The following is a 13,925-nucleotide window of genomic DNA, read 5'->3' as shown; positions in this document are numbered from 1 at the left end:
CGGGCTGCGCCGCTCACGAACCGTCCTGGTCGCGCATCAGCGCGAGCCGGTTGTAGAGCGTCTTCAGGCTGATGCCGAGGGCCTTGGCCGCGCGCGGCTTGTTGCCGTCGAAGTGACGCAGCGTCGCCGCGATGAAGTGTTGCTGCGCGTGGTGCAGCGTCGCGCCGAGCGGCAGCGCCATCGCGCCTTCCGACGTGCTGTCGAGGGCCGGCACCGGCTGCTTCGGCAGCGCGACCTCGATGCCTTCGTCCGACAGGATGTACGCGCGCTCGATCGTGTTGTGCAGCTCGCGCACGTTGCCGGGCCACGAATACGCGCGCAACGCGGCGATCGCCGCGTCGGTCAGCCGCTTGTGCGAGCGATGCCGTGCGTTCAGCGTGTCGACGAATTCCCGCGCGATCGTCTCGACGTCGCCGTCGCGCTGGCGCAGCGGCGGCACGTAGATCGCGAACGCGGCGAGCCGGTAGAACAGGTCCTCGCGCAACCGGCCGTCGCGCACGGCGTCGGCCGGATTGTGGCGGGTGGCCGACACGAACCGCACGTCGAGCGGAATCGATTCGGTGCCGCCCACCCGCACGATCGTGTTCGACTCGATCGCCCGCAGCAGCTTCACCTGCAGCGCCGCGGGCATCTCCGCGATCTCGTCGAGCAGCAGCGTGCCGCCGCGCGCGGCTTCGAAGAACCCTTCACGCTGCGTGACCGCGCCGGTAAAGCTGCCTTTCTCGTGCCCGAACAATTGCGCCTCGGCCAGGTCAGGCGGAATCGCGCCGCAGTTCATCGGCACGAACGGGCCGTCGCGCCGGGCGCTCAGATCGTGCAGCCGGCGCGCGACGATATCCTTGCCGACCCCGCTTTCGCCGGCAATCATCACGCTCGCGCGGGTCGGCGCGATTTTCTCGATACGGCCGAGCAGCGTGCGCATCGCGGCGGACCGGCCGGACAGCCGGCGGTCGTCTGCGCGCTGCTTCGTCCGGTTGGCGGATTCACCCATAGGCGTTCGCGGGCCGTTTTGAAAAACGGCATCACGCATCCCGTTGATTGCAATATTTATCATCGACAGCGAAACGACCACGAAGGTGCCGCTGAATAGGAATTTCCAATGCGGGCGAGCGGCACGAAAGGAATCGCCCATCGGTTTTCCGCGCATTCGGCGCGCGACGCTCCATCCGGTCGCTACCGGCGCTTTTTTACAGGAAGTCGATGAAAAAAGTGGCCGGCCGCACGGTGCGCCCGCGCGCGCCGTGAGATCGGCGACGACCTGATCGGCCACGGCCCCGAGCGGGCGCACGGTCCCGCCTGCCGTTGCCGCGAACCCGACTGCCAGCCCCGGCCAGGCACGCCGTTTGCTGACGCGTTCACGCTCGCCCGGCGCGTTCGACGGCATGCCGGATGGCCGACTGGCGGCATGCCCCGCACGACGGCAGCCGGTGCGATGCAAGGATGCAATGAGGACTCTGACCCGTGAGGTGTTGCGGCAGGGTGCATGGGTCGTGCTGGCCGTCGGGCTTGCGTCCGCGCTGCAGGCGTGGGCGATTCGGGCTGTCGGCCAGCACGCGCCCTTTGCGCCGCTGCCTTTCTACGCAGGCGTGGCGGCTGCCGCATGGCTGACGTCGTTCGCCGGCGGACTCGTCGCGACCGCCGCGAGCGTCGGCGTGATCGGCGCATTGTGGTGGCGCGACGCGCCGCTGGCGACGCTGCTGGCGCAAGCCGGCGCGTTCGTCGCGATCAGTTTCGTCGAATGCGTGCTGGTGACGGCCGTGAAGCCGCTGCTCGCGAACGATCGTCTGCGCGAGATCGATGACGACGACGGCGGCTCGTACCCGCCGCACCTCGAGCCGTCGTCCGTCGCGGCTGCGCCCGACGACGGGCTGCTGCGCCGCGTGGTCGACGCGTCGCCCGATGCCATCGTCGGGACCGACGCCGCGCGCCGGATCACCAGCTGGAATCCGGCCGCGGCAAGCATCTTCGGCATCGATACGGCCCAGGCGAACGGACGGGACATCGTCACGATGATCGCGCCGCGCTGGTTGCGCCGGCATCCGGTGCCCGCATCGTTCGCGGACCTGCGCGCGCCGGTCGGGCCGCTCGACGTACTGTGCGTGCGCCCTGACGGCGGCCGTTTTCGCGCTACGTTCGCCGCGTCGCCGATCGTCGACGCGCAGGGCAACTGCACGGGCCTGTCATTGACGCTGCGCGAAGCGGGCGAACGCCGCCGCGACGAACGCCACCACCTTCGTTCGTTGCGCGGCGCCCGCGACGCGCGCGTACAGGCCGACGCGTCGAACCGGCTGAAGGACGAGCTGCTGGCGACGGTGTCGCACGAACTGCGCACGCCGCTGAACGTGATCTACGGCTGGGTCGAGGTACTGCGCAATGCCGACGGGCCGGGTTTCGTGCAGCAGGCGGTCGCCGCGATCGATCGCAGCGCACGGTCGTTGTCGCACATGGTCGCCGACCTGCTCGACGCATCGTCGCTCGCGACCGGCCGGCTGCGCCTCGAGCGCGTGCCGGTCGATCTCGTGCGGATCGTGCGCGACGCGGCGCGTGAACTCGACGCGACCGCGCAGGCGAACGGGCTCGTGCTGTCGACGGAATACGCGATGCCCGCCTGCGTGATTCCGGCGGACGGCGAACGCCTGCGTCAGGTCCTGTCCAACCTGCTGTCGAATGCGATCAAGTTCACGCCGCCGGGCGGCCGCATCAACGTTTCGCTGACGCGCGCGGGCGAACGCGTGCGGCTGTCGGTTTCCGACACCGGGCAAGGCATTGCGCCGGAACGCCTGCCGCATCTGTTCGAGACGTTCAGCCGGCCGGAAGGCGCGTTCACGTCGCCCAAGCGCGGCCTCGGGCTCGGCCTGTCGATCGTGCGCAATATCGCGCAGCTGCACGGCGGCGAGGTCGTCGCGACGAGCGCGGGCGCCGGGCGCGGAACGACCGTCACGGTGACGCTGCCGGCCGGCTGGGACGCCGACGATCCGGTGGGGCAGACGTCGCGCGCGCGAGGCGCTCCCGATACGGTCGCGCTCGACGGCCAGCGCGTGCTGGTGGTCGACGACGACGCAACGTCGCGGACCAGCCTCGCGGCGGCGCTCAAGACGATGGGCGCACAGGTATCGACCGCGCGTTCGGGGCACGATGCGCTCGCGGCGGTGGAGCGGCAGCAGCCGAGCGTCGTGCTGTCGGATCTCGCGATGCCGGACGGCGACGGCTACTGGCTGCTCGACCAGATCCGGCATTTGCCGAACGGCGGCGGGCATCTGCCTGTCGTGGCGGTGACCGCGCACGCCGGCACGGCCGACCGGCGCCGCGTGATGGCCGCCGGGTTCGATGCGTATCTGTGCAAGCCGGTCGACATGCCGACGCTCGCGAGCGTGATCGTCGACGTCGTACCGGACGACGCCGGCGACGGGAAGCCGCGCGACCGATAGCGGCGCGCACGCGGCCCGGCGGGCCGGCCCCCTGGCCACTCGGCCGCATACGAAAAGGAGACGCGATGGACGCAACGGAAAGCATGCGGCGCGACGGCGGCTGCCGCCGGCCTGCACGCAGCCGACGCAGGACGCCGGTCGTGCCGATCGCGAGCATACTGATGCTGTCGTGTGCATGGATCGCGACACCCCGCTACGCAGCCGCCGAGGAGGGCACGCGTGCGAAGCTCGCGAGCCAGGCGTCGGCCGTCGGGGGCCAGATCCGCGACGCGACGCTCGCGTCCCGCGTCCGGGCCGCGCTCGTCGCCGAACGCGGGCTGGCTTCCGCGGACATCGACGTGCAGGTTCACGATCGCGTGGTCGAACTGACGGGCAACGTGCCCGACGAGCGGCAACGCGCGACCGCGATCCGCGTCGCGCACGACGTCGACGGCGTGAGCGGCGTGCGCGACAAGCTGCAGATCCGCCGGAAGTAACGTGATGCGCGGGCCAGCGCCGGGCCGACCGGGCGTCGCACGTCCGCGGCCCTGCGCGTCACCGGGCAGGAGGTTCGACATGGACACCATCATCGCGGGCCGTTTCTCGCGGCTCGAACAGGCGGAACGCTGCGCGGAACAGTTGCGCGGCCACGCCATGCATCGGGACGACGTGAAGGTCTTCTTTCTCAATCCGCCCGGACAGCACGCGCTGTTCTGGCTCGGCGGCGACGTCTATGCGGACTCCGCCGCGCGGCCGGGCGGCCTCGGCGCGCTGGAAGGCGTGGCCATCGGTGCGATCGTCGGGCTCGCCGGGGCCGCGCTGCTCTATCTGGTCGGGCTTCATTCGCCGCTCGCGTGGATCGGCGTGCCGCTCGTCGGCGGCTATGTCGGCGCGTTGTGCGGCGCGCTCGGCCGGATGCGCGGCGATGCGCCGGAGGGGCATGGCGCGCTCAAGCAATGCGAGAACGGCGTCGTGCTGGCCGCGCACGTGACGCGGCGCACGATCACGTTCGCCGAGCGGACGATGCTCGCGGCCGGCGCGCTGTCGGTCGAGCGTACCGAGGGCGCGTGGCACAACGGCGCGTGGACCGATTTCTTCACGTCGGCCCATCGTCCCGCGTGACGGCAAACCGGGCGGCCGGCCCGCTCCGTCGCCCGACACGGAGGCCCGGATGACGACACTCCACCGAATGAAACCCGGCACGCGGCGGCCGATGGCCATCGTGCTGACGGCCGCCGTCAGTATCCTGACATCCGCGCTGTCGCACGCGCAGGCGCCGCCCGCGTCATCCGCGCAGGTCGCGCCCGGCGTCATCCGCCCCGGCCCGACCGCCGACGAGGCTGGCCTGACCCAACGACCGATCGGTATCGATGCCGAATTCGTCGACAAGGCGGGCATGATCGGCAAGGTGGAACGGCAGGCCGGCCAGCTCGCGCTCGACCGCTCGTCGAACGCGGACGTGAAGGCGTTCGCCCGCAGGATGGTCGACGATCACGCGCGTATCGCGGACGAATTGCGGCATATCGGTGCGCAAAAGGGCGTGCCGGTGCAGACGCGCATGCTCGTCGATCCAGAGGTAACGGCATTGCGGGCGAAGGACGGGCGCGCGTTCGATGCCGCGTACGTGGCGCTGGCCGGGCCCCGCGCGCACGAAGCGGCGGTCCGGCTTTACGAAACCGAGGCGAAAGAGGGCCGCGATCCGCAGCTTCGCGCATTCGCGGCCCGCACGCTGCCGACGCTGAACGCGCACCTGAGTGCCGCGCGGCAACTCGCGAAGACGGTGGCCGCCGCGCAGTGATCGGCTTTCCGGCGGCTAGGCGTCAGTGCTGCCGCGTGCCGTCCTCGGGGCCGCCCGGCGACGCCTCGTACGGCGGCGAATCGAGCGCCGTTTCGCCTTCCTCGATCAGCCAGTACGGCGAGCGGCCATAGTACGCATGCAGTGCTTCGGCCCATTCCGGGTCCGCCATCGCGGGCCACCGGCTCTTGTCGAAACCGGGCGCCTCGCGCACGCGTTCGGTGTTGACCGGCAGCACGAAACACTCGCGCTCGGCATCAAGGACGAGCGCGTTCCACGGCACCGCGAGCAGCTTGTCGCCGAACCCGAGCAGGCCGCCCGACGACACGACCGCATACGCGACCCGCCCGGCGCGCACGTCGAGCATGATGTGGGTGAGCTTGCCGACGTCGTCGCCATCCATCGTCAGCACGCGATCGCCTTCGAACGTGCGGGCGGCCATCACGTCGGGCCCCGGTCCGCCGACGGCCGTGCGCGGACGGGTGCCGACGATGTGCGCGGGGTCGCGCGACGGTTTGTCCGTTGTCATCGAAAACCTCCTGATCGTAGCGGCAACCCGGTGCGCATGCGAATTCGCCGCGCGGGCAATGCGCCGGGAGAACGGGCCGCGAGGTGATGAGGGACGCCGATCAACGGCGGCGCGGCAGCGATACGTCCTCGAGCGTATTGGCCAGCTCGTCGCGCGCCGGACCGCCGGCGCGCGTCGCGATGTCGCCGAGCGACACCATGCCGACCAGCTTCAGGCTGCGGTCGAGCACCGGCAACCGGTGCAACTGCACGTCGGCCATCCGCTGCTGGACGTCGCCGACGCCATCGTCCTCGACGCACCACTGCACCGGCCGGGACGCGACCGCCTGAACCGGCGTATCGGGCGAATGACCGTGCGACAGCGCCCGCACCGCGAGGTCGCGGTCGGTCACGATCGCGACGAGTTCGGTGCCGTCGCACACGGGCAGCACGCCGATATCGAAGCGCTGCATCAATTCGGCCGCATGGCGGATCGTGTCGGTCGGCGCGACGCACACTACGTCGCGCGACATGATCTCGTTGACGCGATACATGAACGCCTCCTTCGTGATCGGAACGATACGGGAGCAGGTCGCGTGCCGCGCGCACGGCGCGCACGCCGGGCCTGGGCGGCCGGGCGACGGAGAAATTTGCCACCGCGCTTGTACATCTTCCACGGCGGCGCCGCGGCCGGTCGGTGCGGGACGTCAGTGACCGATACCCGTCACCGTGACGATTGCCAGCACCACCGCGCTTTCGATCGCGGCGAGCGCCGCGACGCCGGCCGCGCCGCTGATTTCATGCCATCTGCGTTCAAGGACTTTCATCGGATCGCTCCTGATTTCGCCGGTGCGCCGCTGCTGCCATGCACCGCGCGCCGGGTGCCGCCGTCAGCCGTGATCGCGGGGCGGGGAAGGGACGTGCGGCGCGCGACGTTCGTGCTCGCCGGACGGCTTGGCGGGGTCGATACGCGTCGCACCGCCGACGGCGGGCGGATCGCTGGCCGGGAACGTCTCCTCGAGCCCTTCGTCGATGCGCTCCTCCGTCTTGTCTTCGGACGGCGGGCGCGACGTGGCGAGCCGGAGCAGTCCGGCAGCCGGTGACACGGCGTCGCGGCGGCCGGGGGCGTGAACGGTCATGGTCAACCTCCTTGTCGATGAGAAGGCGCAAGCGCCGTACCCGCGGTGTCCGCGGCACGGCGCTTGCAAGCCGGCGAGGGCCGGGCATGCGGATACGACGCGCACGCGTCCGGCATGGACGAGAGGACATCGTGATGAATGCAGCCAGGGAAAGGATACGTTACGACGCGAACGTCTGCGGCGGCGACTTCGGCCACGTGCGCGAACGCTTCGCGACGTGGAAACGCGAATCGCTGGTCTATCGGCCGGAGCGCCGCATGTTCGACGGCAAGGACGAGGTACGCGCACTGAACGACACCGTCTACGACGGCCCGGAGCGCGCGCAGCAGGCGCTCATCGCGCGATGCGAGCCGTCCGATCCGTTCGCGCTCGCCGTGCAACTGAGCGCCGAGGGGCGCACGATGTGGCTCGTCATGGCGGCTTACGACGAATGACCGATGAACCAAACGCCCGATGGCCGCGGCGCGAGAGCAGGCACGGTGCTTGCGGGCGCTCGCCTCGCCATCGAGATGCGCGCGCCGTCGCGCGGGAGTGACATGAACACGCCATCCATGCTGCATCGCCCCGAACCGACGACACCCAACGTCGATCCGGATCCGCCACCGCCCGGACACGACGACCCGGTCGATCCGCCCGTGCCCGACGGGCTGCCGCAGGGCGATCCGCCGTCGAACCCGCCGCCGATGCGGATGCCGGGCGGAGGCCATGCGCCGCGAGCGGCCGCGCGAACCTTGAAAAGGAGGACCGACATGGACATTCACGTGCAATCGCCAGACAAGCGCGCGATCGCTCAGGTACTGGGCCGCTATTTCGAATCGCGCTCGCTGCACTATCACATCGAGGAACTGCCGGGCGGCGTGCTGCAGATCGGCTTTCGCGCCAGCGGCCGCCCGGTCGCCGTCACCGTTTCGTTCGACGATGCCGCGTACGACACCTACACGCACTGGGACGCGAGCCAGAAGCAGCTCGCGCTCGGCCGGCTCGCCGACGGCTTCTCGCGGATGATGTCGACGCGCAGTCCGGCCGCGCTCGCCGGCGACTATCACGTCGAGCGTTTCTGATTCCGCAATCATTCGCCGGCTCATGCCGGATTTCGGCAAAGTGCCCGTGCACAACGGGCGCTTTGCGTCTGCGCGCGTGTCGCGTAGGATGTCCGTTAATTCAGCGCACGCTACGTTCGCGCGGCAGGCCGCCGGCTGTTGCGGCCGATGAAGCGCGACGCGCTTTCCTTCAGGTTCGTTTCGCGCAACCGACGGAGACCGCCTTGACCCCTGTTGCTCGCCTGTTGCTGTCCCCCGGCGCACGCCGGTTCGTATCCGGCCTGTCGGCCTTCGCCGCGCTCGCCGCCGCCGGCACCCGCGACGCGTCGGCCCAGACGCCTTCGCCGCTCGGCGAATGGCAGTACACGGCGGGCGTACCGCTCCAGAAACTCTTCGATCCGAATATCCCCACCTGGCAAGTGAGCGTCGGCGCCGCGATGACGCTGCAGCCGCGCTATGCGGGCTCCGACCGCTATCGCGTGATGGGCGGCCCGAACTTCGACATCCGCTATCGCGACCTGTTCTTCCTGTCGACCGGCGAGGGGCTCGGCGCGAACGTGTTGCGCGGGCCGAACTGGCGCGTGAGCCTGTCGGTCGGCTATGACCTCGGACGCCGTTCGGCCGACGATCTCGGCCACCTGAACGGTCTCGACAACATCAACGCGGCGCCCGTGATGAAACTCGCGGCCGACTACGTGGTGTCGAAGGATTTCCCGCTCGTGCTGCGCGCGGACGTCCGGCGCAGCATCGGCGGGTCGAACGGCTGGACCGGCGATTTCTCCGCGTACATGCCGATGCCGGGCAGCAACGAACACTTCTTCTGGTTCGCGGGGCCGACCGTGACGTTCGCCGATTCCCGCTACATGAACAGCTGGTTCGGCGTGAACCCGGGCGCGGCCGCTCGCTCGGGGTTGCCGACCTATTCGTCGGGGGCGGGGATCAAGTCGGCCGGCCTCGGCGTGACGATGGTGTGGTTCGTGAACAAGCACTGGTTCGTGACGATGGACGGCGCGATCGAGCAGCTCGTCGGCCGCGCGGCGCGCAGCCCGATCACGCAGCAGTCGACCAACGGCGTGTTCGACATGTCGGTGAATTACCAGTTCTGACCGGGGCGGGCAGCGAAAGGGCGATGCCGCATGCGGCATCGTCCGTCACATTTGATATGATTGCGACCTGTACAAATGTACAGTGATCGATCCCCGTGACGCCTGCCTCGCCCACGCCCCCGGCGTTTTACTACCTGACCAATTTCGAACGCGCGCTGACCTGGCTCGGCGAGCGTTACGACGACCTGTTCGATGCGCACGAGCACGCGTTCGTCCGGCAGTTCGCGACGCTGCCGCAGGCGTCGCGCGCGCTGCTCGTGCGGATGCTGATGCGCAACGGGTCCGATTTCCGCGCGAGCAAGCTCGTGTACGACGAGATCGGCTGCCCGCTCGACGCCGCTGCGCCGCTCGTCGCGCTCGGCTGGGTCGATCCGGCGCCGGCGCTCACGCTCGACGAACTGTTCGCGCTGTCGACCAAGGCCGATCTGCTGCGCATCTTTCCGTCGCTCGCCGCGCATGCGGGCGAGCGCAAGTCCGACTGGCTCGACCGGCTGCGGCCCGCGCACGACGTCGCGCAACCGCTCGACGCGTGGTGCGCGCAGTGCGACGACCGCGTGCTGCGTGTGACGGTCGGCGCGCTGTGCGACCGGCTGCGGCTGATGTTCTTCGGCAATCTGCATCAGGACTGGAGTGAATTCGTGCTCGCCGATCTCGGCGTGTTCCAGTACGAAAGCGTGCCGATCGCGCCGTCGTCGCGCGCGTTCCAGCAGCGCGGCGACGTCGACGCGTATCTCGCGCTGCAGATGTGCCGCGACGCGCTCGACGCGTGGCCCGACGATCTGCCGTTCGACGACCTGATCCGCGCGCTGGACGCAGTCGACTGCGCGCAACCGTGGCTCGCGACGCGCCGCGCGAAGCTGCTGTTCGCGCTCGGCCAGGCGTGCGAACGCCGTGCCGACTGGGACGCCGCGCTCGACGTGTACACGCGCAGCGCGTGGCCCGGCAGCCGGCACCGGCGCATCCGCGTGCTCGAACGCTGCGGGCGCGACGACGACGCGCTCGCGCTGGCGCTCGACGCGCGCGGCGGCTTCGAGAGTGACGAGGAGCGGCAGCGCGTCGAGCGCATGCTGCCGCGCCTGCAGCGTCGCGCCGGCCAGCGCGTCGAACGCGCGGCCGCTGCGGTCGACGTGCCGCGCGAGACGCTCGTGCTCGCGCGTCCCGACGCGTTCGTCAGCGTCGAGTTCGCGGTGCGCGACCACCTCGCGCAGCCGGCGTCGCCGGTCCACTACGTCGAAAACACGCTGATCAATTCGCTGTTCGGGCTGCTGTGCTGGGAGCCCGTGTTCGCGGCCGTGCCCGGCGCGTTCTTTCACCCGTTCCAGCGCGGCCCGGCCGACCTGCATGCGCCCGATTTCGCCGTGCGCCGCGCGGCGGCCTTCGATGCCTGCTTCGCGCAGCTCGATTCGGGCGCGTACCGCGACACGATCCGCCGGCATTTCGCGACGAAGGCCGGGCTGCAATCGCCGTTCGTGTTCTGGGGCGTGCTGACGGACGCACTGCTCGACGAAGCGCTCGCCTGCCTGCCGCCCGAACACCTGCGGCTGTGGTTCACGCGCCTGCTCGCGGATATCCGCAGCAACCGGTCCGGCTTGCCCGATCTCGTCCGCTTCTGGCCCGCCGAACGCCGCTACGAGCTGATCGAGGTGAAGGGCCCGGGCGACCGGCTGCAGGACAACCAGACGCGCTGGCTCGCGTACTGCATCGCCCACCGCATGCCGGTGCGCGTCGTCGACGTCGAGTGGGCCGGCGAGGGCGTTGCGCACGCCGAGGCGGCGGGGTTGTCCGCATGAGCTACGTCGTCGCGGTGCGGGCGATGTGCGAGTTCACCGCGCGGCGCGGCGATCTCGACCTGCGCTTCACGCCCGCGCCGACCGCGCTCGAAGGCATTGCCGGGCACGGCGCGGTCACGTCGAAGCGCGGCGCGCGCTACGAAACCGAAATCGCGCTGACCGGCACGTGGGGCACGCTCACCGTGCGCGGCCGCGCGGACGGCTACGATCCGGTGGCGAACCGGCTCGAGGAAATCAAGACCTATCGCGGCAGCCTCGACGCGATGCCGGCCAACCATCGCGCGCTGCACTGGGCGCAGGCGAAGGTCTATGCGCATCTGATGTGCGCCGCGCGCGACCTCGGGGAAATCGACGTCGCGCTCGTGTATTTCGACATCGTGTCCGAGCGCGAGACCGTGCTGACGGAAACGCTCGATGCCGGCACGCTCGCGACGTTCTTCGCCGAGCAGTGCGCGTGCTTCGTCGGCTGGGCCGAACGCGAGACGGGCCATCGCGCCGCGCGCGACGCGGCGCTGCGTGCGCTCGCGTTTCCGCACGGACAGTTCCGCAGCGGCCAGCGCGAACTGGCGGTGGCCGTCTATCGCGCGGCACGCGACGAGCAGTGCCTGATGGCGCAAGCGCCGACCGGCATCGGCAAGACGCTCGGCACCGTGTTCCCGCTGCTGAAGGCATGCGGCGAGGGCGAGCTCGACCACGTGTTTTTCCTGACCGCGAAAACACCCGGCCGCGCGCTCGCGCTCGAAGCGGCAACGACGCTCGGCGCCGGCACGTCCGCGCTGCCGCTGCGCGTGCTGGAACTCGTCGCGCGCGACAAGGCGTGCGAGCATCCGGACAACGCGTGTCACGGCGAATCGTGCCCGCTCGCGAAAGGCTTCTACGACCGGCTGCCGGCCGCGCGCGATGCGGCGATCGAGGCCGGACTGCTCGATCGCGATACGGTGCGCACCGCGGCGCTCGCGCACGACGTCTGTCCGTACTACCTGGCACAGGAACTCGCGCGCTGGTCGGACATGGTGATCGGCGACTACAACTACTACTACGACGGCAGCGCGATGCTGCACACGCTCGCGCAGCAGAACCAGTGGCGCGTCGGCGTGCTCGTCGACGAAGCGCACAACCTGCTCGATCGCGCCCGCAAGATGTACAGCGCGTCGCTCGATCCGTTCGCGTTCGCGGCCGCGCGGGAAGCCGCGCCCGCCGCGTTGCGCAAGGCGTTCGACCGGCTCGCCCGCGCGTGGGGCACGCTCAATCGTGCGCAGGCCGAACGCTATGCGGCCTATCCCGACGTGCCGGGCCCGATCGTGTCGGCCGTGCAGAACCTCGTCGCGGCGATCGGCGAACACCTGACCGACGCGCCGCGCGCGAACGGCGACGCGCTGCTGCGCTTTCACTTCGAAGCAATCCAGTTCGGCGTGCTGGCCGAAGCGTTCGACAGCGCGTCGATCTTCGACGCGACGCTGCACGGCGAACCGATGCCGCGCCAGCCCGTGCTCGACGGCGTCGCGGCGGCCGGCCGCCGGCGCCGCGTCCAGTCGACGCTGTGCGTGCGCAACGTGATCCCGGCCGGTTTCCTGGCGCCGCGCTACGCCGCCGCGCGCGCGACCGTGCTGTTCTCCGGCACGCTGAGCCCGTTCCATTTCTACCGCGACACGCTGGGGCTGCCCGGCGATACGGGCTGGCTCGACGTCGACGGCCCGTTCCGCGCCGAGCAACTGACGGTGCGCGTGGCGAGCCACGTGTCGACCCGCTGGCGCGACCGCGATCGCTCGCTCGAACCGATCGCCGACCTGATCGCCGCGCAATATGCGACGCGCCCCGGCAACTATCTCGGCTTCCTGAGCAGCTTCGACTATCTCGGGCGCGTGGTCGCGCTGATGCAGACGCGCCATCCGGACGTCCCCGTGTGGGCGCAGGCGCCCGGCATGGCCGAAAGCGAGCGCGATGCGTTTCTCGCGCGCTTCGACGCGGGCGGACGCGGCGTCGGTTTCGCGGTGCTGGGCGGGGCGTTCTCGGAAGGCGTCGACCTGGTCGGCGAGCGGCTGATCGGCGCGTTCATCGCGACGCTCGGGCTGCCGCAGGTCAACGACGTCAACGAGCAGATGCGGCGCGCGATGGACGCGCGCTTCGGCAACGGCTACGACTACATGTACCTGTATCCGGGGCTGCAGAAGGTCGTGCAGGCGGCCGGACGCGTGATCCGCACCGAGCACGACGAGGGCGTCGTGCATCTGATCGACGACCGTTACCGGCGACGCGAAGTGCGCAATCTGCTGCCGCGGTGGTGGCGGATCGGGTGACGGCGTTGCCGGTCGTCGCTACAGCACGTTGAGCATCGCGAGCGCGGCTTCCTGAAGGTGCGGCAGCACGCGCCGCACGGCCGCGTCGGTCGTTTCCGCGCCGATCGGCATGTTGGTGCTCAGCGCGGCGACGACTTCGCCGTGACGGTTCTTCAGCGGCACCGCGATGCCGCGCACGCCCACCTGCAATTGCTGCTCGATCGCCGCGTAGCCGGCATCGCGCGCCTGGTCGACCTGTTCGAGCAACCGCGCCTTGTTGGTGATCGTGTGCGGCGTGAACGGCGGCAGCTCGGTCTCGTCGAGCCACGCGCGCACGGCTTCGCGATCGGGATGATGGGCGAGCAGCACGACACCGGGCGACGTCAACGGCGCCGGCACGCGCGCGCCGAGCACGAAGCCGGTCGTCATCACGCGCGACACGCCGTTGCGGGCGATGAACACGAGTTCCCAGCCGTCCAGCACGCTGACGTACGCCGATTCGTTCAGCGACGCGCTCAGCTGCTGCAGATAAGGCTGGACCGTGCGCGGCAGCCGCGCCGAATCGAAGTACGACCAGCCGACCCGAAGCACGCGCGGCGTGAGGCCGTACAGCTTGCCGTCGGTGTACACGTAGCCGAGCGATTCCAGCGTCAGCAGGTAGCGCCGCGCGGCCGTGCGCGTGAGGCCGGTGCGGGCGGCGGCCTGCGTGGGCGTCATGCGCGCGTGCTGGCTGTCGAAGGCCTCCAGGATCATCAGGCCTTTTTCGAGGCCGGCAATCCAGTCGCGTCGGTCGAGGTCGGGCTTTTTCGTCATGGGCGGCGCGCGGGGAGATGCGCGGTGTTCGCGCAGGAGTGGTCGATTATCG

General features: G+C 70.2%; 14 protein-coding genes. 9 read left to right on the top strand and 5 right to left on the bottom strand.

Going from position 1 to position 13,925, the window contains the following annotated elements; genetic code table 11:
• Positions 1-13: 13 nt before the first annotated feature.
• Complete coding sequence (locus MMB92_RS14430; RefSeq protein WP_277562745.1) at positions 14-1,054, bottom strand: sigma-54 dependent transcriptional regulator; 1,041 nt, start codon at positions 1,052-1,054, stop codon at positions 14-16.
• Positions 1,055-1,445: 391 nt separating this feature from the next.
• Here MMB92_RS14430 and MMB92_RS14425 point away from each other — a divergent pair, with 391 nt between their 5' ends.
• The 4 genes from MMB92_RS14425 to MMB92_RS14410 all read left to right on the top strand — a co-directional run bounded on the left by MMB92_RS14425 (position 1,446) and on the right by MMB92_RS14410 (position 5,205).
• On the top strand, positions 1,446-3,428 hold the full coding sequence (locus MMB92_RS14425) for an ATP-binding protein (protein ID WP_062885512.1): 1,983 nt from the start codon (positions 1,446-1,448) through the stop codon (positions 3,426-3,428).
• A gap of 65 nt (positions 3,429-3,493) precedes the next feature.
• Positions 3,494-3,904 carry a BON domain-containing protein gene (locus tag MMB92_RS14420; protein WP_006494873.1) on the top strand — a complete coding sequence of 137 codons (411 nt, stop codon included), beginning with the start codon at positions 3,494-3,496 and terminating at the stop codon, positions 3,902-3,904.
• 79 nt (positions 3,905-3,983) lie between these two features.
• Entirely contained in the window at positions 3,984-4,529 is a 546-nt protein-coding gene (locus tag MMB92_RS14415; RefSeq protein ID WP_058903111.1) for a hypothetical protein, read from the top strand.
• Positions 4,530-4,578: 49 nt separating this feature from the next.
• Positions 4,579-5,205, top strand: a complete 627-nt coding sequence (locus MMB92_RS14410; protein ID WP_006491229.1) for a DUF4142 domain-containing protein — start codon at positions 4,579-4,581, stop codon at positions 5,203-5,205.
• 22 nt (positions 5,206-5,227) lie between these two features.
• On the opposite strand, the gene MMB92_RS14405 is transcribed toward MMB92_RS14410, so the two are convergent.
• The 3 genes from MMB92_RS14405 to MMB92_RS14395 all read right to left on the bottom strand — a co-directional run bounded on the left by MMB92_RS14405 (position 5,228) and on the right by MMB92_RS14395 (position 6,848).
• Positions 5,228-5,731 (bottom strand): PRC-barrel domain-containing protein, encoded by a 504-nt coding sequence (locus MMB92_RS14405; RefSeq protein WP_265225481.1) that lies wholly within the window; start codon positions 5,729-5,731, stop codon positions 5,228-5,230.
• Between the two features lie 100 nt (positions 5,732-5,831).
• On the bottom strand, positions 5,832-6,263 hold the full coding sequence (locus MMB92_RS14400) for a CBS domain-containing protein (RefSeq protein WP_006491217.1): 432 nt from the start codon (positions 6,261-6,263) through the stop codon (positions 5,832-5,834).
• A 336-nt stretch (positions 6,264-6,599) separates the two neighbouring features.
• On the bottom strand, positions 6,600-6,848 hold the full coding sequence (locus tag MMB92_RS14395) for a hypothetical protein (RefSeq protein WP_006491222.1): 249 nt from the start codon (positions 6,846-6,848) through the stop codon (positions 6,600-6,602).
• Between the two features lie 134 nt (positions 6,849-6,982).
• Between MMB92_RS14395 and MMB92_RS14390 the strand changes: the two genes are divergently transcribed.
• The 5 genes from MMB92_RS14390 (at position 6,983) to MMB92_RS14370 (ending at position 13,081) form a co-directional block, all read left to right on the top strand.
• Positions 6,983-7,282, top strand: coding sequence for a hypothetical protein (locus tag MMB92_RS14390; RefSeq protein ID WP_012493330.1), 300 nt, complete (start codon positions 6,983-6,985; stop codon positions 7,280-7,282).
• 315 nt (positions 7,283-7,597) lie between these two features.
• A complete protein-coding gene (locus MMB92_RS14385; RefSeq protein WP_006479035.1) occupies positions 7,598-7,909 on the top strand; it encodes a hypothetical protein in 312 nt (103 codons plus the stop codon).
• Between the two features lie 203 nt (positions 7,910-8,112).
• Positions 8,113-8,994 carry a MipA/OmpV family protein gene (locus MMB92_RS14380; protein WP_060266071.1) on the top strand — a complete coding sequence of 294 codons (882 nt, stop codon included), beginning with the start codon at positions 8,113-8,115 and terminating at the stop codon, positions 8,992-8,994.
• Between the two features lie 95 nt (positions 8,995-9,089).
• Entirely contained in the window at positions 9,090-10,784 is a 1,695-nt protein-coding gene (locus MMB92_RS14375; RefSeq protein WP_205670768.1) for a VRR-NUC domain-containing protein, read from the top strand.
• Entirely contained in the window at positions 10,781-13,081 is a 2,301-nt protein-coding gene (locus tag MMB92_RS14370) for an ATP-dependent DNA helicase (RefSeq protein ID WP_277562744.1), read from the top strand. Before MMB92_RS14375 ends, MMB92_RS14370 begins: the two co-directional genes overlap by 4 nt.
• 18 nt (positions 13,082-13,099) lie before the next feature.
• Here MMB92_RS14370 and MMB92_RS14365 read toward each other — a convergent pair whose 3' ends face one another.
• Positions 13,100-13,873 (bottom strand): IclR family transcriptional regulator C-terminal domain-containing protein, encoded by a 774-nt coding sequence (locus MMB92_RS14365; RefSeq protein WP_006485222.1) that lies wholly within the window; start codon positions 13,871-13,873, stop codon positions 13,100-13,102.
• Positions 13,874-13,925: the final 52 nt, after the last annotated feature.

Origin of the sequence: Burkholderia sp. IO2, from assembly GCF_029522185.1 — a bacterium.
In the GTDB taxonomy this organism is placed as follows: Bacteria; Pseudomonadota; Gammaproteobacteria; order Burkholderiales; family Burkholderiaceae; genus Burkholderia; species Burkholderia cenocepacia.
Note: the sequence above shows the minus strand (reverse complement) of the source record. Positions and strands in the feature narration are given on the sequence as shown.